Origin of the sequence: Ruminococcus flavefaciens, assembly GCF_900119075.1 — a bacterium.
GTDB lineage: Bacteria > Bacillota > Clostridia > Oscillospirales > Ruminococcaceae > Ruminococcus > Ruminococcus flavefaciens_Q.
In genome coordinates, this window is record NZ_FPIP01000006.1 from 70,163 (window position 1) to 92,619 (window position 22,457).

At 48.8% G+C, this 22,457-nt stretch carries 20 protein-coding genes; 15 read left to right on the forward strand and 5 right to left on the reverse strand.

The window, feature by feature from the left end:
• Positions 1 to 8: 8 nt before the first annotated feature.
• Both BT105_RS09810 and BT105_RS09815 read right to left on the reverse strand, forming a co-directional pair.
• Positions 9 to 539, reverse strand: coding sequence for a hypothetical protein (locus BT105_RS09810; RefSeq protein ID WP_072300588.1), 531 nt, complete (start codon positions 537 to 539; stop codon positions 9 to 11).
• Positions 540 to 571: 32 nt separating this feature from the next.
• Entirely contained in the window at positions 572 to 1,765 is a 1,194-nt protein-coding gene (locus BT105_RS09815; RefSeq protein ID WP_072300589.1) for an aminotransferase-like domain-containing protein, read from the reverse strand.
• 244 nt (positions 1,766 to 2,009) lie between these two features.
• Here BT105_RS09815 and BT105_RS09820 point away from each other — a divergent pair, with 244 nt between their 5' ends.
• Positions 2,010 to 3,629 (forward strand): MATE family efflux transporter, encoded by a 1,620-nt coding sequence (locus BT105_RS09820; protein ID WP_072300590.1) that lies wholly within the window; start codon positions 2,010 to 2,012, stop codon positions 3,627 to 3,629.
• Between the two features lie 184 nt (positions 3,630 to 3,813).
• Here the strand turns inward: BT105_RS09820 and BT105_RS09825 are convergent, their stop codons facing one another.
• Positions 3,814 to 4,245, reverse strand: a complete 432-nt coding sequence (locus BT105_RS09825; RefSeq protein ID WP_072300591.1) for an RrF2 family transcriptional regulator — start codon at positions 4,243 to 4,245, stop codon at positions 3,814 to 3,816.
• A gap of 338 nt (positions 4,246 to 4,583) precedes the next feature.
• Between BT105_RS09825 and BT105_RS09830 the strand changes: the two genes are divergently transcribed.
• Positions 4,584 to 5,201 (forward strand): DUF4352 domain-containing protein, encoded by a 618-nt coding sequence (locus tag BT105_RS09830; RefSeq protein WP_072300592.1) that lies wholly within the window; start codon positions 4,584 to 4,586, stop codon positions 5,199 to 5,201.
• Positions 5,202 to 5,395: 194 nt separating this feature from the next.
• Here BT105_RS09830 and cysK read toward each other — a convergent pair whose 3' ends face one another.
• Positions 5,396 to 6,322, reverse strand: a complete 927-nt coding sequence (gene cysK, locus BT105_RS09835; RefSeq protein WP_072300593.1) for a cysteine synthase A — start codon at positions 6,320 to 6,322, stop codon at positions 5,396 to 5,398.
• 352 nt (positions 6,323 to 6,674) lie between these two features.
• Complete coding sequence (locus tag BT105_RS09840) at positions 6,675 to 7,559, reverse strand: hypothetical protein (protein ID WP_072300594.1); 885 nt, start codon at positions 7,557 to 7,559, stop codon at positions 6,675 to 6,677.
• 399 nt (positions 7,560 to 7,958) lie between these two features.
• Here BT105_RS09840 and BT105_RS09845 point away from each other — a divergent pair, with 399 nt between their 5' ends.
• From BT105_RS09845 to BT105_RS09905, 13 genes are all read left to right on the forward strand, one after another.
• Positions 7,959 to 10,010, forward strand: a complete 2,052-nt coding sequence (locus BT105_RS09845; protein ID WP_072300595.1) for a cellulase family glycosylhydrolase — start codon at positions 7,959 to 7,961, stop codon at positions 10,008 to 10,010.
• Positions 10,011 to 10,118: 108 nt separating this feature from the next.
• A complete protein-coding gene (locus BT105_RS09850; protein ID WP_072300596.1) occupies positions 10,119 to 11,681 on the forward strand; it encodes a GDSL-type esterase/lipase family protein in 1,563 nt (520 codons plus the stop codon).
• A gap of 51 nt (positions 11,682 to 11,732) precedes the next feature.
• Positions 11,733 to 12,647 carry a diacylglycerol/lipid kinase family protein gene (locus BT105_RS09855; protein WP_072300597.1) on the forward strand — a complete coding sequence of 305 codons (915 nt, stop codon included), beginning with the start codon at positions 11,733 to 11,735 and terminating at the stop codon, positions 12,645 to 12,647.
• 5 nt (positions 12,648 to 12,652) lie between these two features.
• A complete protein-coding gene (locus BT105_RS09860; RefSeq protein WP_028516051.1) occupies positions 12,653 to 13,636 on the forward strand; it encodes a DNA polymerase III subunit in 984 nt (327 codons plus the stop codon).
• Positions 13,637 to 13,658: 22 nt separating this feature from the next.
• Positions 13,659 to 14,525, forward strand: coding sequence for a PSP1 domain-containing protein (locus BT105_RS09865; RefSeq protein WP_072300598.1), 867 nt, complete (start codon positions 13,659 to 13,661; stop codon positions 14,523 to 14,525).
• Positions 14,525 to 15,133, forward strand: a complete 609-nt coding sequence (locus BT105_RS09870; RefSeq protein ID WP_072300599.1) for an epoxyqueuosine reductase QueH — start codon at positions 14,525 to 14,527, stop codon at positions 15,131 to 15,133. The genes BT105_RS09865 and BT105_RS09870 overlap by 1 nt, the downstream gene beginning before the upstream one ends.
• Positions 15,134 to 15,333: 200 nt before the next feature.
• Complete coding sequence (gene ybaK, locus BT105_RS09875) at positions 15,334 to 15,813, forward strand: Cys-tRNA(Pro) deacylase (RefSeq protein ID WP_072300600.1); 480 nt, start codon at positions 15,334 to 15,336, stop codon at positions 15,811 to 15,813.
• A 38-nt stretch (positions 15,814 to 15,851) separates the two neighbouring features.
• Positions 15,852 to 17,636 (forward strand): GGDEF domain-containing protein, encoded by a 1,785-nt coding sequence (locus tag BT105_RS09880; RefSeq protein ID WP_072300601.1) that lies wholly within the window; start codon positions 15,852 to 15,854, stop codon positions 17,634 to 17,636.
• Positions 17,637 to 18,078: 442 nt separating this feature from the next.
• Positions 18,079 to 18,504, forward strand: a complete 426-nt coding sequence (locus BT105_RS09885) for an Hsp20/alpha crystallin family protein (protein ID WP_028516057.1) — start codon at positions 18,079 to 18,081, stop codon at positions 18,502 to 18,504.
• A 377-nt stretch (positions 18,505 to 18,881) separates the two neighbouring features.
• Positions 18,882 to 19,703 carry an HAD family hydrolase gene (locus BT105_RS09890; protein WP_177243959.1) on the forward strand — a complete coding sequence of 274 codons (822 nt, stop codon included), beginning with the start codon at positions 18,882 to 18,884 and terminating at the stop codon, positions 19,701 to 19,703.
• A 94-nt stretch (positions 19,704 to 19,797) separates the two neighbouring features.
• Positions 19,798 to 21,528, forward strand: coding sequence for an indolepyruvate ferredoxin oxidoreductase subunit alpha (gene iorA / locus BT105_RS09895; protein ID WP_028516059.1), 1,731 nt, complete (start codon positions 19,798 to 19,800; stop codon positions 21,526 to 21,528).
• Positions 21,529 to 21,841: 313 nt separating this feature from the next.
• Positions 21,842 to 22,069, forward strand: coding sequence for a hypothetical protein (locus BT105_RS09900; RefSeq protein ID WP_072300603.1), 228 nt, complete (start codon positions 21,842 to 21,844; stop codon positions 22,067 to 22,069).
• A complete protein-coding gene (locus tag BT105_RS09905) occupies positions 22,047 to 22,445 on the forward strand; it encodes a hypothetical protein (protein ID WP_072300604.1) in 399 nt (132 codons plus the stop codon). The genes BT105_RS09900 and BT105_RS09905 overlap by 23 nt, the downstream gene beginning before the upstream one ends.
• The last annotated feature ends 12 nt before the right edge of the window (positions 22,446 to 22,457 follow it).

Genomic DNA, 22,457 nt, shown 5'->3' on the forward strand with positions numbered 1-22,457 from the left:
GGTGCTCCTTACTTCTGTGCGGCTTTTCTTGCTTCAGCCTCGTCCTTGAGCTGACAGCTTCTTATCTCGCTGAGAACGCGCTGATAGAGTACGTAGAATGTGCGGAGCTCCTGCTCCTCCTCGGGGATAAGACCAGCCTTTATCTCGGTCTTGTAGACGCCGCCCTTTGTGAGGATAAAGATGTTGTTTGTTCTGCCCTTAGGGAGGTCATACTGCTTTGTCTTTTCTGCCTTTGGAAGAAGCTGACCTGCGTTTGCAACGAGAGTATGAGCAGCCTGTACAAGGTTTCTGTACTTCTGTGAAGCGCCTGTGTACTCGCCGCCGTTGTTGAAGTAGATATTTGCAGCTCCGTTGATGAAGCAGACCATAGTTGTGAGTACGTCAGAGGACATAGGGATATCGATAACTACACCGAATACATCGTTTCTCTTCATCTTTGCGAAGTTGTCGAAGTACTGGGCAGGGAAGTTGATAGCCTGTCCTCTTGTCATAAGGTATTTCTGTGTGACATTATATCTGTCGGTCATTCTGTTTGGCATAATGGATTATCCTTTCGATATGTTTTTTATTCTCAATCGAGCATTTCTCTTGTCATACGGGCAAGAATCTCCATGCCCTTGTTTATCTGCTCGTTTGTAGGCGTTGAGTAATTGAGTCTGAACGAATGGCTTACCTCGTTCTCGTCAATGCAGAACGAATTGCCCGGTACTACGGCTATCTTGTACTCCTGTACAGCCTTCTTGCAGAATTCGTTCATGTTGAAGCTCTCGGGAAGGTCGCACCACACGAAAAGTCCGCCCTGAGGCTTGATGTAGTTTATCTTCTTTGAGAACTCATTGTCGATATATCCGCACATAAGGTCGCATTTTTCCTTGTATATAGCGCGGAGCTTCTTGAAATGGGCTTCTCTGTCAACAGTTGACATGAATCTGTGGGAAACTACCTGTGCCCACATATTGGAGTGAACGTCTGAGACCTGCTTGCACACTACCATTTTCTGGATTATCGGCGAAGGTGCGGAGCAGTAGCCTGTTCTGAAGCCTGATGAGATTATCTTCGAGAATGTGCTGGAGTAGATAACTCTGCCCTCGGTGTCAAAGCTCTTAATGCAGGGGATAGTCTCGCCCTCAAAGCGGAGCTCGCCGTAGGGATCGTCCTCTAAGATAATGAAATCGTATTTGCAGGCAAGGTCGTAAACAGCCTTGCGCTTTGCAAGTGACATAGTCTTGCCCGTAGGATTCTGGAAATTCGGGATAAGATAAAGGAGCTTTACGTTTTTTTCGGTCTTGAGAGCGTTTTCCAGCTTTTCGAGGTCGATTCCGTCGTCCTCCATGTCGATGCCCTTGAGGTGTACGTTGTAGGAGCGGAAAGCGTTCAGCGAACCGATGAAGCACGGCGACTCGCAGAGGAGAGTATCACCCTCGTTGAGGAGTACCTTGCAGGAGAGCTCGTTAGCCTGCTGTCCGCCCGATGTGATGATAAGGTCGTCGAATTCCTTGTGGAAGCAGCCCTTTTCGGTCATCCAGCCCTTTAAATAGTCACGGAGGGGAGTATAACCCTCGGTAACGCTGTACTGGAGAGCGAGGATAGGATCGTCTCTGAGAAGCTCAGCGGATATCTCGGCGATACGTTCCTTTGGAAAAGCTTCGGGAGCAGGATTGCCTGCTGCGAAGGAAATGACCTCGGGATCAGCAGTGAATTTCAGTATTTCTCTGATAGCAGAAGCCTGGAGCTTGCTGACTTTGTCTGAGAATTTATAATCCATGATAAAAACCAGCCTTTCATCTGTTTGTTGATACTTTGCTTTGTCTTGTCCCACATAATCTTTTTCGGGACAGTTCGGGATATATTATCAGCTTATCTTATACATAAAGATAATATGCGCCCCCTTAACTATGTTCGGGGGGATAACCGCCGAACGGCGACTATCAATAACTCATTATATTATAACACATATTTCTGGATTCTGCAACATATATTTTTGTGAAAAAGTGATTTTTCCATACATTATGTCAAATCGGAGGCGGTTTGTACTGAAAAAACAAAACTTCATAAAGGGTTCTATCATACTTATGGTGTCGGCAGCGGCGGCGAAGCTCCTTGGTGCGGTGTTCAAGATACCACTGACCAATATCCTCGGCGGCGTGGGAATGAGCTATTTCAGCTGTGCCTACAGCCTGTTCATGCCTGTTTACTCTCTGGCGGTAACGGGACTGAGCTCTGCGGTGGCAAAGATGACCGCTGAGAGCACTGCACTGGGTATGTACAGGAACGCCGCAAAGGTCAGACGGACTGCCCTTGCTCTGTTTTCGGCGGTGGGACTGGCAGGGAGCCTGCTGATACTTCTCCTTGCCAAGCCGTTCAGCGCCTATGTCATCGGACTTCCCGAGGCGACCGCGGCAGTAGCCATGATAGCTCCTGCGGTGTTTTTCGGCTGTATAACCGCCGTGGAGCGTGGCTACTACGAGGGCATGAGCAATATGTACCCTACTGCGTTCTCGCAGGTGGCAGAGGGCTTTGTAAAGGCGCTGGCAGGGCTTCTGCTGTGCGGCTTCACGGCTGCTCACCCTCGGACGATCATGGAGCTCTTTCCCTTTGTGACGGATATACGGGCGGCAGCTGCCGCCGCAGGCATACTTGGCGTTACTCTGTCAACAGCAGGAGCGGCGCTGTTTTTCGCGGTAATGCGGCTGTTTGCGAAAGCCCCCCAAGGCGGCGAAGCCTATGTGATGAGCCGCAGAGCCATTGCACGGGAGCTGTGGGCGACGGCTCTGCCTGTGGGAGCAAGCTCAGTGGTGACTAATCTTACGGCGCTGATAGATATGTGGACGGTCATAGGCTGTATATCGCGATTCGGCTGTCCGTCGGGACTTCCCGAGGGAGTCGCCGAAGCGGAACTTCCACGGTTCATATACGGCTCCTTTGCAGGCATAGCCCTGACAGTGTTCAATCTTGTGCCATCGGTCACGAATATGCTTGGCAAGGGCGCTCTCACCTGTATTGCGTCGGCAAGGGGCAGCGGAGACCGCTGTGGGCTGGAGCGCAGTACGTCGCAGGCGCTTCTCTCGGCGGCATTGATAGCCGTGCCTGCGGCAGTTGGGCTGGGAGTTCTTGCTCCTGAGGTGCTTACGTTCCTGTTTCCGCGGCAGTCCGACGAGGTGACGGTGTGCATAGGCGCTCTGCGGTATCTCATGGCTGGAATGGTATTCCTGTGCGTGTCCTTTCCGCTGTTCAGTATGCTTCAGGCGGTAGGCAAGCCTGCCGCTCCTTTGAAAATAATGCTTCTCGGCACAGCGGTAAAGCTTGCAGGGAATCTTCTTCTGATACCTGCCATGGGAGCTGACGGTGCGGCGCTGTCCACGTCCTTCTGCTATGGAGTGATACTGGGGATGTCTCTCCGCGTTTACATAAGAGCTTCAGAAGTCCGTATAAGCGCCGTGCCCTTTGGCAAGGTGCTCTACGCAGGAGCTATGTGCGGCGGAGCTGCTCTCCTTGCGGCAGAGGCTCTGCGGCGCAGGGAAGTGCCTGTTATGGCGGTGCTGGCAGTCTCGGGAGCAGTCGGCGGAGCTGTATATATCGGGCTTGTGCTTGCCCTTATCGGCAGGGCAAAAAAATTAAGCAGTATATAAAACTGCTTAGTGTTAAGAAAAAACGGGGCGATGTGGGCATCGCCCCCTACACAATGTTTTTAGGAAAATTGTTTGTAGGGGCTGATGCCTAACAGGCACCCGTACCCTCTGTCGCTTTACGACATCTCCCTACACTGTAGGGAGTCACCCGCATCAGCCCGTATTTGACAATAAAATATAAGATTCAGATACAATAATCTCCGCCGTTATGGCTGTGGTTTATTATATCGTTGAGACTTATGCTGTCGAGGTAGTCGGTTATGGACTTGTAAAGCCCCTCCCAGATAAAGAGAGTGGAACATTCGGCTGCTCTCGCACATTCATTTGGCTCGAATTCAAGGCAGGTCACGGGAGCAAGACTGCCCTCGGTAGCTCTGAGCACATCGCCTACGGTTATCTCGTCGGGATTTCCTGCAAGCATATATCCGCCCTTGTTGCCGCGGTTGGTTCTCAGAAGTCCTGTTTTATTGAGCAGGGGAACTATCTGTTCCAGATATTTCTTGGATATTCCCTGTCTGTCAGCAATATCTTTAAGCGACACATACCCCTCTTCGTGGTGCAGTGCAAGGTCATAGAGCATTCGCAGAGCGTATCTGCCTTTTGTTGATATCTTCATTGATACACGTCCTTTCGGGTTGTCGGTATTTATTATTATACCATAGGTTTAGTATGTTTTCAAGAGTAAACTAAAAAAAATATGGCTTTTTTATGCTGTTTTTTGGATTTAAGACGCTGATGACCGAAAAAAACGGAATGGAGCAGCGCAATTATTTCCGCTCGCCTGCGGACTGTAATAAGCAGCTGCGGTACTCCTGATTCTCTCGCTTCAAAAGCTTGACATACTGTCGATATTTGTGCTATACTATAATATGCTGAATATAAATAACAGCTCCCGTTTAAGCACTGAAAAGGAGCTGTATTTCAAGGCTTTAGAACGATTCGGAGGATAGAACGATGAAAAAAACAGGATTTATTGCAGTACTTATTGCAGCAGCACTTACAACAGCTGCATTTGCAGGCTGTTCAGATAGCAACGAAAGCTCGTCAACAAGCTCAAAACGTCCGCCGCGCACATCAACGAGCGCACCGTCTGTGACCGAGCCCATAGGCACAAATGTTATAGACGGAGAGCTTGGCAAGGAGGTAACCGAAAAGGATACGGCGTTTACGCTTAATTCCGTTGTCAGCGCACTTAACAGCGAGACAGGCGAGCATTTCATATACATGGATATAACTCTCAGGAACAGTATGTCCAAGGAGTACACACTCAGCACGCTCAATAACTTCTATATTGAGCTTCCTGACGGCAGTGAGGTATATTCCGATGTCCGTACACAGCTCTATGCAAAGCAGCACTTCAATGACAGCAAATACTATGCCGATCCCTTTGATATCCCGTCAAACGGACAGTTCAGCGGACTTATCGGCGGTATCGTAATAGTTGGCGACATAACTGATTTTAAGCTCTGCTTCTTCCCTACAGGCGACAACGCAAGCGCAAAGGGAACTGTTATCAAGTACGATATAAAAGCGTCTGATGTGATCGATCCGCCTGCGGAGGTTTTAAAGTAATATCATCAAGCCCGAAGTATTTCGGGCTTTTTTTAGTTGAAAGTTGAGAGTTTAGAGTTGATCGCCGCTGTATGTGATATTCATATTATCGCCGCAGGCGACACCATAACTCTCAACTCTGAACTTTCAACTCTAAACTTAAAAAAACGGAGCTTTAAGCTCCGTTTTTTTAATGTAAATGGCATAAAATGTGATTATTCAAACATAGGAGTCGAGAGATAACGCTCGCCTGTGTCGGGGAGAAGAGCAACTATAGTCTTGCCCTTGTTCTCGGGACGCTTTGCAAGCTGGATAGCAGCCCATACTGCCGCACCTGAGGAAATACCTACGAGTACGCCCTCTGTTCTTGCGATAGCTCTGCCTGTCTCGAATGCGTCTTCATTGGAAACGGGGATTATCTCGTCGTAAATATTTGTATTGAGAGTCTCTGGAACGAAGCCTGCTCCGATACCCTGGATCTTGTGAGGACCTGCTGTGCCCTCGGAGAGAACAGGCGAGCTCTTAGGCTCTACAGCAACTACCTTAACGTTGGGGTTCTTGGACTTGAGGTAAGCGCCTGTACCGCTGATAGTACCGCCTGTACCTACACCTGCAACGAAGATATCTACCTTTCCGTCGGTATCGTCCCATATCTCAACGCCTGTGGTCTTTTCGTGGATAGCAGGGTTTGCAGGGTTTGTGAACTGTGAAGGGATAAAGCTGTTTGGAATTTCCTGAGCAAGCTCGTCAGCCTTGGCGATAGCGCCCTTCATGCCCTTTGAGCCGTCTGTGAGAACAAGCTCTGCACCGTAAGCCTTCATAAGGTTGCGGCGCTCGATGCTCATGGTCTCAGGCATTGTGATGATAAGTCTGTAGCCTCTTGAAGCGGCAACGGAAGCAAGACCGATACCTGTATTACCGCTGGTAGGCTCGATGATAACGCTGCCCTCCTTGAGAAGTCCCTTAGCCTCTGCGTCGTCTATCATAGCCTTGGCGATCCTGTCCTTAACGCTTCCTGCGGGATTGAAGTATTCGAGCTTTGCGAGAAGAGTAGCGTTCAGTTCGTGAGCGCTTTCGAGATTTCCGAGTTCGAGAAGCGGAGTACCGCCGATGAGGTCTGTAATTTTCTTATAAGCTTTCATAATAAATGTTCTCCTTTACATTAGTTGTTGATAATAATACGTGTTGGCGAATGAAACAGGAGCGTCAACATCGTTTGCATTTGATTCTATACATGACATAGCACCTCTTGATATTTTCTATATCACCTATATGTTTGGTATGCTTATATTATATCAGCAAAATTTACATTTGTCAACCCTTTTTGAAAAAATAAATCAGGTGTTAGTTAATTGTAGGGGGCGATGCCTTCATCGCCCCGTGTAAATCAGGCATAATTGTTCGGGCTGATGTAGGCATCAGCCCCTACAGAACTACTCACTATTGACTAATCACTAAAAAAGGGCGTGACTCTTGTCACGCCCTTGCATAAGCTTAGTTCTTTGGCTTTTCGCCTGTAGTTGCAGTTGCTGCGAACTTCTCGAACTCACCTGACGGATAAACGCCCTCGACTTCCATAGCGTTTGAATCAAAGTAGATCCAAACCAGCATAGCTGCGAGACCTGGGTTGTTCTTGAGGTTGATGTGGTATGTTACCTCGTCGCCGGGCTTAGCGGAAACATTGTCGCCGTAAGCTACGAAGCCTGTCTCTGATGAAACGTTCTGCTCCTCGATATCGCCGCCGACTCTGATATTACCCTGAATAACCTTGTCGGGAGAAACGCTCTTGCCTGCAACGGAAGCAAAATCAGGATTGAATCTTACAGGGTAGTCCTTGTTGGGGATATTGTCCTTGAGCTTGAACACTACCTCGATGAAATCGCTGTTGAATATATAGTCGGTATCCTTTGAGATATCAAGCCACATACAGTATCTGCTGTCTGTCTTGCTTGTGTATTCGCCTGAAGCTTCGGTAGGCTTTGTAACGACCTCGGTCACAACAGCGCCGTTTGCGTCTGTTACCTTTTCGCCGTTAGCCTGTGTTACCTCAACGATCTCTGTAGCAGGCTGAGTTGTTGACTTTGTCTGCGGATCGTCGGAATCGAGGTCAACGCCCTCGGGAGCTGAAAGACCTAAGTTTGCAATGTCGGCAGGTGTACCTGTCTGGAACGGAGTAACGACTACAGCTCCGCTTGCGTTTTCAATATTTTCAAGTGTAGGCATATTGTCGGAAGCTGCCTGTACAGAAGAGCTGCTTCCTGTAGATGAAGCCTTTTTTGATGAGCTTCCTGCTTCCTTTTTTGAGCATGAAGCAGCGGAAGTAACAGCAAAGCAGGCAACAGCTGCCAGCGCGATAGCTTTTTTTCTGAAATCAGTCATAGTTTTGCGTCCTTTCATTAAAAGGGATATATTTTTTATACGTTTTGGCGGAGCAGTGCACTCCGCTGAGCTTACTTTAATTATACACAAGCGGCAATAATTTGTCAAGACAAAGACAGAATTGTAATCAATTCTTTGACAAAGAGACACATTTTTACCACGGCGATTTCACAGTTCTGTCATCTTAAAATATAAAATGTAAGCCGCTTTATCGGCAGAATAATGAAAAAAAGTCGGTATAACGGCGTATATTAGTAAAAATCATGTATTGCAAATCGCGCATTGTCATGATATAATTAGGATAAGTGTTTATAAAGTCGTTCCGCTGCAAAAAAATAAAATGGAATGACGGCTTTCTTGGTTGAATTAAACTAAACAATGGGGAAAGGACATTTGGCAATGAAGAGATCTGCAATGGCGCTGCTGACAGCCGCTGCAATGCTGCTTACGGGTGTGTCATGCGCGAAGAAAGGCGGTTCTTCCAAAGTGTCTGAGACAGAAAAAAACACAGACGCGCAGGAAACTACTGCTATTACTGAGGAGGAAACTACAGAGATGGCGACCGAGCATAAAAGCCCAGTTGAGACCGTTTCAGCCGCTCTTGGCTCACAGATATCCGTAAACAGGGTTATCGGACGTGCCGAGGGCAGCAACACGATCAAGTTCCCGCTTGCCGACCTTATCGAGGAGGGCGACAGGATAGAATCGTTCACGTTTACCGTATATGCAGGGGACGGCGGAAATATCGGTGAATTCAAAGGCGGCTGCGGTATATCCGTAGACGACAAATGCCCGGCCGCAACAACTAAGGGCTGGTATCAGTCGGGAGATTTTTCAGCTCCCACAGAGGGCAGCTACGGCGAGATAACATGGAACGTTCCCGAGGAGCTCAAGGACTATATCCACGAGGGCGGAGAGGTACTGTTCGGCTACTGGTGGGGAAACTGCGAAAGTCTCAAGATAGACAATGTTGTATGCAGGTTCGACAGGACGAGAGATGTTCCTGTTGACGGCACTGCCTCTGCCGAGGTGGGCAAGTCGGTAAGCTACTCCGACGAGGACAACAGAGTCCATATCCCTCTTGATTTCATACCCGAGGGCATGATACCCGAGGTGGTAACGTTCAATGTAAGTACAACAGGCAGCTTCGGAAAATTCACGGGCGCCTACGGAATAAGCTCTACAGCAGGCGAGTTCCAGTCGGGCGATGTGTCCATATTCACGGACAGCGATAATTTGCAGCTCACATGGTTCGTGCCCGACAAGGCAAAGGGCTGCATGGAAAAGGATAACGAGCTCCTGCTTGGCTACTGGTGGAGCGACCAGCCGACTCTTACTGTTGACAAGGTCGAGGTCAAGTACAGTGTTGGCGGCGGAGATTATCCTGCTCCTACAAAGGTAGAAGTTGCTACTATCGAGCCCACTACCGAATCGGCTGACGGAGAAAAGAATTTCCGCAGCGCTTCCGAGATAGTATCAAAGATAAAGGTGGGCTGGAACTTAGGCAACACCCTTGAAAGCTACAATACAGGCAAATCGGGAATCGACACCGAGACAGGCTGGGAGAACCCCAAGACTACCAAGGAAATGATAAAGTCCGTAAAGGCGGCAGGTTTTAATGCTGTCAGAATACCTGTAACGTGGTCCGAGCACATGAACGACACAAAGATACAGAAGGAATGGCTGGACAGAGTTCAGGAGGTCGTTGACTACGCATATAACGAGGGAATGTTCGTTATCATCAATATGCACCACGACGACTATATCTGGTTCGATCCTCAGCCAAACTCCTATAGCAGCGACAGTATGCGCCTTGAAAGCATCTGGAAGCAGGTGAGCGAGCGCTTTGCCGACTATGATGATAGACTCATATTCGAGGGCATGAACGAGCCGAGAACTGTGGGTTCATCTATGGAATGGATGGGCGGCACAAAGGAGGAGCGCAGTACCGTCAACAAGTACGCCAAGACCTTTGTTGATACAGTCCGTGCAAGCGGCGGCAACAACGCGAACAGAACCCTTATAGTTACCACATATGCGGCTTCTGCCGACAGCGTGGCGCTTAACGATATGGTAGTTCCCAGCGGAAAGAACATCGTTCTTTCGGTACATTACTACGCACCGTGGAGATTCTCAGAGGGAACAGAAACTACATTCACTCCAAGCGGCGAGAGCGAGCTTGAGGGCAAGTTCACGGAGCTGAGACAGAAGTTCATCGACAAGGGCATACCTGTTCTTATCTGCGAATTCGGCTGTGTTCACGGAGCTGACGAGGCTACAAGAAGCAGATACTACAGCTACTATATAAGCGCCGCAAAGAAGCAGGGCATAAAGTGCTTCGTATGGGACAACAGCAAGTTCAGCGGCGAATCGAGCTTTGGTATATTCAACAGAAACTCTGTTGCATGGGACGGCGCTATACTCAAGGCTATCATGGAGGGCGCCAAGTAAGGCACATTTTTCCGCTTGACATAAAAAATTTTATATTATATACTACACATAGCCGAGGACAGGAAAAATGCTCTCGGCTGTCACAGCAATTAAAAGGAGGATACTTACATGAAGAAATTACTTTCAATGATGCTTTCCGCAGCTATAGGACTTACAGCTCTTACCTCTGTTTCAGGCGGAGCTTTCAATGAAAAGGCGGCAGCTGCCGAAAAGGGCGGCATGGTCGTTTTCGGTGACAGCATAGCTGCCGGCGTTACAAGAAAGGGCGATGTCGAGCATAACTACGGCGAGATATGCGGCGATTACCTTGGCTGCAAGGTCAGCAACTACGCAGTTTCGGGAGATAACACATCTGACCTTCTCAAAGTCATAGACAAGCTCTCTGACGAGCAGAAGAAGAACGTTGCAAACGCCGAGTACATCGTTATCTCTATCGGCGGAAACGACATCATGCAGTTTGCTTCAAGAAAGCTCATAGATTATGCCGCAGATAAGAACTTCCTCAACGACGGCTACACAAAGGACAATCTTCCTGCCGAGCCCTCTGTATCTGACCTGATAAAGGTAGTCAAGTTCAAGGGCGAGGGAAGCCTTGCAGAATATGCCTCAAAGGGACTTTCTCAGGCTCTTGAAGTAAACAGCCAGATAAGCGGCGTTGCTACAGACCTGTGTTCAAGTGATAACGAGCACGACGGATATTTCGAGAAGGTAACTATCCCTAATATAAAGACTGCCGCTGCAAAGCTCAAGGCTATTTCTCCTGACGCAAGGATACTCGTACAGAATATATATCAGCCTGTTGAGCTTGACCAGACATATGTGGAGAGCACATACGGCAAGAACTCCTCACAGAATACCCTTATAAACTCTGTTGTAAGACCGAGACTTGAAGACGTTATGGCTGCATATGACCAGCAGCTCCGTACCATAGACGGTATCGAGGTGGTAGATGTAAAGACTCTCTTCACATCTTCTGATAAAGCGCTTAACGCAAGCAACCCAGGACACGCAAATTACTTCGTTGATATCCAGACAGGCAGCCTTTCTACCGCAGACGTTCACCCCAATCAGAAGGGACACGTTGCAATTGCAACAGCTATTCTTGAAAAGATAAACAAGCTTCACGACGATAACGGACTTCTCCGCAAGACATTCAACAGCTTCAGCGACAAGGACAAGTATCCTGCTATCGCGCTTGCGACTTATAACAAGGTAGCAGGCACTGATCCGACTCTGACTACTACAACTACGACCTCAACAACTACTACAACGACCACAACTACTACAGCAAAGCCAACTACAACCACCACAACAACAACTACTACAACTACTAAGGCAACGACTACAACAAAGAAGATAACCACAACAAGCACCACAGCTGCAACAGCACCTGTTACAACGACTGCTCAGCCCGTCAAGACTATCGCTCTGGGCGATGTAGACGACAACAAGACCATAAACGCAGTTGACGCTTCATATGTTCTTGAGGACTACGCAAGGACTTCAACAAATAAGGCATCAAAATTCAGCGACGCTCAGAAAAAGGCGGCAGACGTTGACAAGGATACAAAGATAAACGCAGTTGACGCTTCGTATATCCTTTCATACTACGCATACACCGCAGTTACAAAGGACGTCAAGAGCTTTGAGGAATATTTAAAGACAGCATAAATCACAGCGGACAGCTAACTCCTGTCCGCTGATTGTATAGGGAGAAAAACAATGAAAAAGATGTATTTTATAGTCAACCTCGTTGCAGGCAAGGCTGTAATCAATAAAAAGCTGGGCAAAATAGTAGACGAGTTCGTTAAGGCAGGCTATGAGGTGACTGTCCACACCACTCAGAGCGGCGGCGACGCTGTGGAGCAGGCTGTATACGCCTGTGAAAAGGGCTACGACCTCCTTGTTGTAGCAGGGGGCGACGGTACTCTCAGCCAGTGCCTGCAGGGAGTAATGGGCTGTGAAAAGCGCATACCCATAGGCTATGTGCCTGCGGGCTCTACCAATGATTTTTCCAAGAGTCTCGGCATACCTGCCGACCAGATAAAGGCTGCAAAGGTCATCACCCACGGCAAGCCCGTACTCTGCGACGTGGGCGGCTTCAATGACGGCTATTTCTCCTATGTTGCGGCTTTCGGAGCTTTTACCAACATCACCTACGAGACCTCCCAGAAGGTCAAGAACGTTTTCGGTCACGCCGCTTATATTGCAGGGGGAGCTGCTCATCTGGGCAGTATCAAGGCAAAGCCCATGCGCATAGAGTACGACGGCAGGACTATCGAGGGCGACTTCGTATACGGCATGATAACGAATACCGCTTCTGTGGCAGGCATGATAAATATGAAGAACTTTCTCCTTGACGATGGTATCTTCGAGGTAACTCTCATCAGAAAGCCCAAAAACGCCGCAGAGCTTGGCAAGACCGCTGTAGCCCTGCTGAGAAACGATATGACCGATAAAAACATCGTTTTCTTCCGCACAAATAACGTGACTATCACCAACCTCTCCGACAAGCCCTTCTCGTGGACAAGAGACGGCGAGTACGGCGGCGAGGAAGTTGTCAACCATATCTGCTGCCACAAAAAGGCAGTTCCGTTCATGGTGCGCGGCAAGAGCCGCCTGCCCTTTGAGAAGTGAGCGGCATGAAGAAAATATACGGAAACAAGCAGCTTCTTGACGCTCTTGCAGGCATGAGAGCCAGCGGCAGGACTGCTCATTCGCTGATGATATGGGGCGAAAAGGGCAGCGGAAAGAAGCTTATCGCCAAATACTACACACAGGCGCTGATGTGCGAGACTCCCGAAAACGGCAAGCCCTGCGGACGCTGCAACGCCTGCGTGAACGTGGAAAAGGATATCCACCCCGACGTTGTATATCCCGAAAGGTCGGGAAAGCTGGGCAACTACAGCGTAAAGACTGCCCGTGACATCATCGCGGACGCCTATGTAAAGCCCAACAACAGCAGCGGCTGCAAGGTGTATATCTTTGCAGATTGCAGCCATGTACAGGAGCAGACTCAGAACGCCCTGCTGAAGCTCATAGAGGAGCCCCCCGAGTATGCCTATTTCATATTCACCTGCGGCTCAAAGTCGGAGTTCCTGCCCACTATCATATCCCGATGTGTGTGCTTCTCCACAGCTCCCTGCACCGAGGAGGAGGCGGAGGCTTCACTGGCGGACAGCGGCTATGCTCCCCAGGACATACAGGCGGCAGTGAGCTGTTTCCACGGTAACATCGGTATGTGCGAGAGCTACATCAACGACGAAGCTCTCCGCAGGCAGGTGGATTTGACAAAATCCCTTGCCGATAGTATAATAAGGAAAGACGAGTACGCTCTCAGCGTAGGTCTGTTCTCTCTGGGACGAGAGAGGGACGACGTGAGAGAGGTGCTTTCAATGCTTGACAAGCTCATACGCGACGCGGCAGTTCTCGGCAAGGACGAAACTGCACGGACTATAGGCTGCTTCCGCGAGGGAGCAAGAGCGCTTTCACGCTCGCTGACGGCTTATCAGTCCGCACGTATGCACTCCCGTATCGAAAAGGCGTGGAGCGCGGTTGAGAGCAATGTTGGCATACCGTTGGCGCTTACGGCGCTGGGTGCGGAGATAATGGAAATAGTCGGATAAACGGCTTTAGATAGGAGTTTCTATGAAGGAAATAGTCGGAGTACGCTTCAAGAGCGTAGGAAAAATATACTACTTTTCACCCGGAGATATAAAGGCTAAGGTGGGTGACCGTGCCATAGTCGAGACTGTACGCGGAGTTGAGTGCGGCGAGGTGGTCATTGCCAACCGCCAGATAGACGATGAGGAGATAAATTCACCTCTCAAGCCTATAATCAGGCTTGCTGACGCCAACGACCTCAAGACAGTTGAGAAGAACAAGCAGCGCGAAAAGGACGCTTTCAGGATATGCGAGGAGAAGATAGCATTCCGTAAGCTGAACATGAAGCTGGTTGACGTTGAGTGCACCTTTGACAACAACAAGCTGCTTTTTTACTTCACAGCCGAGAACCGCGTGGACTTCCGCGAACTGGTAAAGGACCTTGCGGCTGTGTTCAGAACAAGAATAGAGCTGCGTCAGATAGGCGTCCGCGACGAGGCTAAGATACTGGGCGGACTTGGTATCTGCGGCAGAGAGTTCTGCTGTAAGAGTTACATGGGCGATTTCCAGCCCGTTTCAATAAAAATGGCAAAGGAGCAGGGACTTTCCCTGAATCCTACAAAAATATCGGGAACCTGCGGCAGGCTTATGTGCTGTCTCAAAAACGAGCAGAACGCATACGAGGCTCTGCTTAAGATAACCCCGAAGATAGGCGCTACAGTAGTTACTCCCGACGGCGACAAGGGACGTGTTGAGGACGTTAACCTCATCACAGGCAAGCTCCGCGTAAAGACCGACAAGTCCGAGGTGCCTGTAACTCTCGACAGAAGTGAGGTAAAGCTTCTCAAGGATGCTGAGATAAGAGTAAACAAGGAAGAGCTGAAGGCGCTGAAAAACCTTGAGGATAAATAATGCCCGAGCAGAAGATAAATTACGGACTGCTTCTGGATAAGAAGATAGCGGAGCTGGAAAAGAGCGGCGAAAGGCCGTCGCTGCTGCTTCATGCCTGCTGTGCGCCGTGCAGCAGCCATACCCTGACGGTGCTGTATAAGTATTTCCGTATCACGCTGTATTTCTGCAACCCCAATATAGCTCCCGAGGAGGAGTACGTATTCCGTCTCAATGAGCTGAAAAGGCTTGTTCGTGAAATGGGGCTTGATATCCCCATTATCGAGGAGGACTACGACTCTGCGCCATTTTATGAGCTGGCAAAGGGGCTTGAAGACCTGCCCGAGCGCGGAGAGCGCTGCAAAAAGTGCATAGGCTACCGTCTGCGGAAAGCAGGGGAAAAGGCTAAGGAAATGGGCTGCGACTTCTTTACGACTACGCTGACTATCAGTCCCCATAAGGACTGCGCATTTATAAACGAGTTCGGCGGCAGATTGCAGGACGAGGTGGGAGTTGCCTACCTTTTCTCTGATTTCAAGAAGCACGAGGGCTACAAGCACTCCATAGAGCTGTCAAGGCAGTATGATCTGTACCGCCAGAACTACTGCGGCTGCGTATTCAGTAAAAAGTAGGGAACGCCGCCCTCGGCGTTCCGTTTGTTGCGTAATTGAAAATCAGTAGTGCGTAGTGTAGGGGCGCCCTTTGGGCGTCCGCTAATTACGATGAAATGATAATCAACGTATTGTAGGGGACGGCGTCCTCGACGTCCCGTGTACGGGCGGATATGATCCGCCCGTTTTCGCATACGATCAATGGCTAAAAAGGTGAAATAATGGGCAAAGAACTAAAAACCAACGCAATGCGTTTTCTTGATAAGAGCAAGATAGAATATACGGTGCAGACCTACGAATGCGACGAGTTCATCGACGGCATACACACCGCCGAAAAGCTGGGACAGCCCCTCGACGAGACCTTCAAGACTCTCGTTGCGCAGGGAAAGAGCGGCAGCTATTACTGCTTTCTTATCCCCGTTGCGCTGGAGCTTGACATGAAAAAGGCTGCCAAAAGCGTAGGGGAGAAGTCCGTGGAGCTTATCCACGTCAAGGATATCACCAAGATAACAGGCTATGTCCGCGGCGGATGTACTCCTATCGGCATGAAAAAGCAGTTCATGACCGTGGTGCACGAAAGCGCGGCGGAGCTACCTATGTTCTTTATCAGCGGCGGACGCATAGGCACACAGATACATCTTTCGCCGCAGGAGCTTGTAAAGGCTATACGCGGCAAATTTGAGGATATCATAATGCAGTAAGCATTCATAAATACTGTCAGAGAGAGGGTGACGGCAATATGAACGGCGATTTTCTCAGTGAAAAGCTCTACAGCGTAGGCAGAGCCGTGGTGGACAGGAGTTTCCACACACAGAGCGGCAACGAAGGCTTTTTCGCATTTTTCGGCAACGATGTTACCTATTCCATAAGACGAACTATCAGCGACGAGGACTATCCGCGTATACTTGAATGTATGGAGAACGCCTCCGTGGGAAATATCCGCAGGACCGTTATCCGCATGAAGGGCGTCAGCGGCGATTACCGCTGGATACTGGTAACTGTTCGGCTTATCCTGTCCGAGGGCAGAGAGCCTATGTACAGCATGAATTTCAGCGACGTTTTCTCGCTGGAGTCCCTTGCCTACAGCCGTCAGCGAAAGCTCTCGGAGTACCGCTATGTGCTGAGCCTCATATCCGACCTTGCATTCGAGTACAGCTTCGAGACAAAAAAGATACGCATATATATGTTTGACTGCTTCCGCGAGATAGTCCTTGTGGACGAGGAGCTGGAGCAGTGGCGGAAGAACGCCATAGATTCAGGCTATGTCCTGACGCGCTACATCGAGACATTCAACTCCCTTTGCAGGGATATCAGCAGCGGAGCCTACCGCTTCGACCATGAGCTGGAGACCTCTGTGCTCACCGAGGGCAAGACCAAGGAGGTCTGCCTTTTCCGAGGTCTTACACGTTACGACGATCCCGAAAACCGCAAGGTGACAGGTATAATCTCGGTAGTGAGCTCCCGTGGCAGGGGCAAGGAGGTCAATCTCGCCCTTGAAGCCAACAGGGATTCACTGTCGGGACTTCTCAATAAACGTGCCATAACTGCCTTTGCGCAGGAGATACTGGCGGAAGAACCTCACCACAGCGTACACCTCGTTATTCTTGATATCGACGACTTTACCGATATAAACAACGGCTACGGACACCTTTTCGGCGACGAGGTCATCTACACCGTGGCAAGTATAATCAAGACCGAAATCGGCTCCCGCGGCATTGCAGGCAGGATAAGCGGCGGCGGTTTCCTCATCGTTTTGGAGGAGATACGTGACGAGGAGGACCTGCGAAGCATTCTCCGCGCTATCCGCACTAATATCGAGTTTTCATTTACGGACAGGTTCGAGAAATTCCGCCTGACCTGCTCTATGGGAGTTTCTACCTACCCCATTGACAGCAGGAGCTACGACGAGCTTTTCATGCAGGCTGACAAAGCCCTGTATATCGCACAGGAAAAGGGACAGAACCGCTACGTCATCTACGATGTGGTGAAGCACGGTCCTGTTGAAAAGGACATGGGCAACAGGATAGCCTTTCTCAGCGGAAAGGGCGAGTCCTCGGAGAAGCTCAGCTTTGTGGGCGGACTGGCGGAAAGCCTTGTTCTTGGCAGGATACCCGATATATCCGTGCTTTTGGAGCAGGTGAGAGTTCAGTTTGACCTTGACGATATCTGCGTATTTTCGGGCAGTGATATGGGACTTATGCTCAGCTGCGGAAATGCGGCTCTGAAAAACGCGGCTTATCTCCTTGAAAACGGCTATACAGACCGATTCACAGGGGACGGGCTCTTTGTTATCGACAACGTCAACGAGCTTGAAGGACGCGACGACAACGCCTTTGCACAGCTTGTAGCGCAGAATATCGGCGGTGCGGTGCAGTACCTCATCACCGAGGACGGCATGATAAAGGGAATGATTTCGTTCTGCTACATCGGGCGCTTCAAGAAGTGGTCGGTGGCTGACATAAACTACTTCGCCATAATCGGCAGAGTCATCTCGGCGATACTGAAAAAGCAGGCGTATATCTGATTCCATAGACGTTATGCACTAATAACCGATAGCTGTTTTGTTTATTCATACAAAGTTTTCAAAAAAATGCAACAAAACGGGCTTCTCAGGAGACTTATACAGTAGAGACTATTTTTTTGAACCGTATTTTTCATATATAATAATTAGGGGGTTATATTATGGAAGAAGCATTGGCGGCTGTTTCAGCCATAGTTCTGCTATTAGGCTGCTATGCAGGCTGCGGCAGGGATAAAAAGAAGAAAAAAGACGATTAGCACTCTCGCATTGAGAGTGCTAATTTTCATTGTACTGTCACATAACCTTGATATTCCTTTCAAATAACCGCTGTATCATATAGACAATGAAACGAAAGGAAGCGATACCAATGGAAAGCGTGAAAAGTGTATATTATAATGAAAACTGCATAGGATAAATATGAAATTATCAATTGGAGGTATGATTTATGTATGGACTTACACCTTTCGGCGGCACAGGCTTTGGTCTGTGGGACGCATTCAATGACTTTGACAAGAATTTCTTCGGCGGCAGTATGCCGATGAGCAGCTGCAAGACCGATATCCGCGACGACGGCGACAAGTACGTCCTCGAATCGGAGCTCCCCGGCTTTGAGAAAGAGGATATCAAGCTCGACCTTAGCGGCACACAGCTCACCATTACGGCTGAGCACAGCACAAACAACGACGAAAAGGACGACAAGGGCAATTATATCCGCCGCGAGCGCACTTTCGGCTCGTATAAGAGAAGCTTCAATATCGGCGATATTGATACAGAGGGAATCAATGCGGAATACAAGAACGGTATCCTGACCATTGAGCTCCCGAAGAAAACTCCAGAAGCTCCTGTCGCAAAGAGACTGGAAATCAAATAAGGCAAGCCTGCCAATAACCATATAACACCACTCCATAAGCCCGTAAGAAGCTGCTTCTTACGGGCGTTTTTTTATTAGTGATTAGTGCTTAGTGATTAGTAAGTAGTGAGTAGAAAGTAGTGAGTAGTAGGGGCGGCGTTTCGCCGCCCGCATAATTTTCATAAAATGTGCCGTAAGCGATGTACGATTAACGGTTCTGACAGGTGTAAGCGAGCTGGCTCAGCTCGTTTATGCAGGATTAACATTCCAAAGGGATAAAATCCGTCGGAATGTACAAATCTATTTCTGACAAAAAATATATCTTCACTTTTCTCGCTAAATATGTTATAATACTATTATGAATATCCACGTAAAGGCTCACGGAGGTGACCGCCCAATTGAAAAGGCTCTATATCAGCGATCTTGACGGAACTCTTCTGAGCCCAAAGCCCGAAATAACTGCTCATACAGCGGAAATAATGAACGCTCTTGCCCGAAAGGGTATGAACTTTACATTCGCTACTGCAAGGTCTATATATTCGGCAGTTCCCATTACATCGGCACTGGATATAAATGTGCCCTGTATTCTTATGAACGGCGTGAGTATCTATGATATAAAAAATGAACGCTATGTCAAAAACGAGTTCATAGAGCCTGCGGTGTCTGCAAAGCTCCTTGACATATATAAGCGCCACGGCGTTGAATGTTTCATGTACCGCATAGACGAGGGCGCTCTTACCTGTTACTATTCGCAGCTCACAAGCAGAGTAATGCAGAGCTTTGCGGAGGTAAGAAAGCATGAGTACAAAAAGCCCTTTGTACAGTGCCGACTTGAGGACTATGCCGACGAATACACGGTATACTTCACCACAAGAGCGACCTATGACGAGCTTTTGCCCGTAAAGCTTGAAGCAGAGAAGATAGCAGGCGTGGATATAGCATTTTATCTTGACGTTTACGACGATTCGTGGTATCTTGAGATATTCTCACATAAAGCCTCGAAGTCCAACGGACTGCGTTTTCTCCGCGAGGAATACGGCTTTGACGAGGTAGTGGCATTCGGTGATAACCTCAACGACCTGCCTATGTTTGAGCAGGCTGATATAAAAATCGCAGTCGGCAACGCCAGAGATGAAGTTAAGGCTGCCGCCGATATCATCATCGGGACAAACTCCGAGGACGGAGTCGCAAGGTGGCTCCTTGACGAAATGAAAAAATGAGAATTGAGAGTTAATGTGTTCACTTCGTTAACTGTCAACTCTCAACTAACATAATTGATATGATTATTTTTAACATGAAAGGAAAATACATAATATGAAGAAATTAATGCTTGGAAACGAAGCCTTCGCAAGAGGCTTGTATGAAGCGGGCTGCCGCGTAGTATCAAGCTACCCCGGTACTCCCTCGACTGAGATAACTGAGGAAGTTGCAAAGTACGACGAGGTCTACGCAGAGTGGGCTCCTAACGAAAAGGTCGCTATGGAGACAGCTCTCGGAGCTTCTATTGCAGGCGCAAGAAGCTTCTGCGGAATGAAGCACGTTGGTCTCAACGTTGCTGCCGATCCGCTCTATACAGCAGGATATACAGGCGTAAACGCAGGTATGGTCATAGCAGTTGCCGACGATCAGGGTATGCATTCCTCTCAGAACGAGCAGGACAGCCGTCACCACGCTATAGCTTCTAAAGTTCCAATGCTGGAGCCTTCTGATTCTACAGAATGTAAGGAGTTCGTCAAGCTTGCTTTCGAGCTTTCCGAGAAGTTTGACGCACCGTTCATAGTAAGAATGTCCACAAGAGTTGCTCACTCACAGAGCATCGTTGAAATGGAGGACAGAAACGACCTTCCTCTTAAGGACTACGAAAAGACACCTAATAAATTCGTTATGATGCCTGCTTACGCAAAGGGCAGACACGTATTCGTTGAAGAGCGTACAAAGAAGCTCATCGAGTATGCTGAGACAACTCCTCTCAACAGAGTTGAGATATCCGACAAGGCTGAGTTCGGCGTTATCACAAACGGCGCTGCTTATCAGTACGTCAAGGAGGCTCTCGGCGACAAGGCTTCAGTGCTGAAGCTTGGTATGGTAAATCCTCTCCCTGTCAAGCTCATTCAGGACTTCGCAAAGAAGTATGAGCAGATATACGTTATCGAGGAGCTTGACGGCATAATCGAGGAGCACTGCCGCAATATCGGCGTGAACAACGTTAAGGGCAAGGAGATATTCGGCTATATCGGCGAGCTTCCACAGTCTGTTATCGCAGAGAAGCTTCTCGGCGAGAAGAAGGACTTCGTGGCTCTCGAAGATGATATCCCTGTACGTCCTCCTGTAATGTGTGCAGGATGTCCACACAGAGGACTGTTCTACTGCTTAAAGAAGCTTGGTGTTACAGTATCAGGTGATATCGGCTGCTACACTCTCGGAGCTGCCGCACCTCTCAACGCTATCGACACAACAATTTGTATGGGTGCTTCTATATCAGGTCTCCACGGCTTCAACAAGGCAAGAGGAGCAGAGTCCGAGCACAAGAGCGTTGCAGTTATCGGTGATTCAACATTCATGCACAGCGGTATGACAGGTCTTGTAAATATCGCTTACAATAATTCAAATTCAACAGTTATCATTCTCGATAACTCTATCACAGGTATGACAGGTCATCAGCAGAACCCGACTACAGGTAAGAACCTCAAGGGCGATCCTGCTGCGGCAGTTAATCTTGAGGAGCTCTGCAAGGCTATCGGTATCAAGCGCGTCCGCGTAACTGATCCTTACAAGCTTGCCGAGACAGAGGCTGCTATCAAGGAGGAGCTTGCTGCTGACGAGGCTTCGGTAATTATTTCCAGACGTCCGTGCGCACTTCTCAAGTACGTTAAGCACAATCCGCCTGTAAAGGTAAATACAGACAAGTGCGTAGGCTGCAAGATGTGCATGAAGCTGGGATGTCCTGCTATCTCAATGCGCGACGGCAAGGCAGTAGTTGACCACACTCTCTGCGTAGGCTGCGGCATATGTCAGGAGCAGTGCAAAGTCGGAGCTATCCAGTAAGCACATTCAAGGCTTTGAATAAAAGCTCCTAAGACGGGGGCGGAGGCTCTCCGCTCAGGAGCAGTGTAAAGTCGGAGCTATTGAGTGATTAGAGCTAAGAACTAAGAACTAAGAGCTAAGTAGGGGAGCCCGCCCTCGGGCTCCCGTGAGTGATAAGAGCTAAGTAGGGAACGCCGCCCTCGGCGTTCCGCAGATGACGCAATAAATACAAATGACCTATGTAGGGTACGCCGTCCTCGACGTCCCATATGCGGCGTCCCTGACGTTACCTGCATACAAACAATATAACGGTGCACTAAAACGGGGTATAACTATGAAAATCAGAAAGATAAGCTGTCCATATTGCAATATACTTATGGAATACAAAGGAACAAAGCGTATGCAACTGGGACGCACAGGCTTTATTATAGGAGATATTGACAATCTCTTTTCTGGAGCGCTTACAACAAGCATCTATGAGTGCCCGAAGTGCGGAAAGCTTGAATTTTTCAGATTTAAGAAAACAAAGAGGAAAAAAGATGATACAGTTGCCGATATATGAGGAGTTCGCCCACTGGCTGGACGATATCCTCGAAAACAACGAAATGCCAGAGGAAACAAAGGCGTTCTGCTTCAATCTCTATGAGGAGTCCGACGAGGAGCACATCTGCGGCGTCCAGATTATTGCCGCAGGAGAGTACGATCCCGAGGACAAGGACGGCGAATGGGCTTGCGAGGAGGTCTGGAGCAGTGAGGAGAATATCTTCACGGTTGATACCTCCGACGAGGAAGACACGAGCTGGGCTCACGCACAGGAGCTCATAAAGGAAATGATAGAGGAATACCTCAGAAACGGTAAATACTCAGGCATTCTCAGCGGAGCAGCGGCAGTTGCCGTAGGCTTCGTTGACGGCGAACTGGATATCATTTCGCAATGAATATTGACTTTA

What these genes read in the sequence shown, in the direction of transcription:
- BT105_RS09905 (WP_072300604.1), top strand. Translation starts at nt 22,047, where the DNA reads ATGATACAGTTGCCGATATATGAGGAGTTCGCCCACTGGCTGGACGAT.
- BT105_RS09825 (WP_072300591.1), bottom strand. Translation starts at nt 4,245, where the DNA reads ATGAAGATATCAACAAAAGGCAGATACGCTCTGCGAATGCTCTATGAC.
- cysK (WP_072300593.1), bottom strand. Translation starts at nt 6,322, where the DNA reads ATGAAAGCTTATAAGAAAATTACAGACCTCATCGGCGGTACTCCGCTT.
- BT105_RS09845 (WP_072300595.1), top strand. Translation starts at nt 7,959, where the DNA reads ATGAAGAGATCTGCAATGGCGCTGCTGACAGCCGCTGCAATGCTGCTT.
- BT105_RS09870 (WP_072300599.1), top strand. Translation starts at nt 14,525, where the DNA reads ATGCCCGAGCAGAAGATAAATTACGGACTGCTTCTGGATAAGAAGATA.
- BT105_RS09880 (WP_072300601.1), top strand. Translation starts at nt 15,852, where the DNA reads ATGAACGGCGATTTTCTCAGTGAAAAGCTCTACAGCGTAGGCAGAGCC.
- BT105_RS09830 (WP_072300592.1), top strand. Translation starts at nt 4,584, where the DNA reads ATGAAAAAAACAGGATTTATTGCAGTACTTATTGCAGCAGCACTTACA.
- iorA (WP_028516059.1), top strand. Translation starts at nt 19,798, where the DNA reads ATGAAGAAATTAATGCTTGGAAACGAAGCCTTCGCAAGAGGCTTGTAT.
- BT105_RS09840 (WP_072300594.1), bottom strand. Translation starts at nt 7,559, where the DNA reads ATGACTGATTTCAGAAAAAAAGCTATCGCGCTGGCAGCTGTTGCCTGC.
- BT105_RS09900 (WP_072300603.1), top strand. Translation starts at nt 21,842, where the DNA reads ATGAAAATCAGAAAGATAAGCTGTCCATATTGCAATATACTTATGGAA.
- BT105_RS09810 (WP_072300588.1), bottom strand. Translation starts at nt 539, where the DNA reads ATGCCAAACAGAATGACCGACAGATATAATGTCACACAGAAATACCTT.
- BT105_RS09865 (WP_072300598.1), top strand. Translation starts at nt 13,659, where the DNA reads ATGAAGGAAATAGTCGGAGTACGCTTCAAGAGCGTAGGAAAAATATAC.
- BT105_RS09860 (WP_028516051.1), top strand. Translation starts at nt 12,653, where the DNA reads ATGAAGAAAATATACGGAAACAAGCAGCTTCTTGACGCTCTTGCAGGC.
- BT105_RS09855 (WP_072300597.1), top strand. Translation starts at nt 11,733, where the DNA reads ATGAAAAAGATGTATTTTATAGTCAACCTCGTTGCAGGCAAGGCTGTA.
- BT105_RS09850 (WP_072300596.1), top strand. Translation starts at nt 10,119, where the DNA reads ATGAAGAAATTACTTTCAATGATGCTTTCCGCAGCTATAGGACTTACA.
- BT105_RS09885 (WP_028516057.1), top strand. Translation starts at nt 18,079, where the DNA reads ATGTATGGACTTACACCTTTCGGCGGCACAGGCTTTGGTCTGTGGGAC.
- BT105_RS09815 (WP_072300589.1), bottom strand. Translation starts at nt 1,765, where the DNA reads ATGGATTATAAATTCTCAGACAAAGTCAGCAAGCTCCAGGCTTCTGCT.
- ybaK (WP_072300600.1), top strand. Translation starts at nt 15,334, where the DNA reads ATGGGCAAAGAACTAAAAACCAACGCAATGCGTTTTCTTGATAAGAGC.
- BT105_RS09820 (WP_072300590.1), top strand. Translation starts at nt 2,010, where the DNA reads ATGTCAAATCGGAGGCGGTTTGTACTGAAAAAACAAAACTTCATAAAG.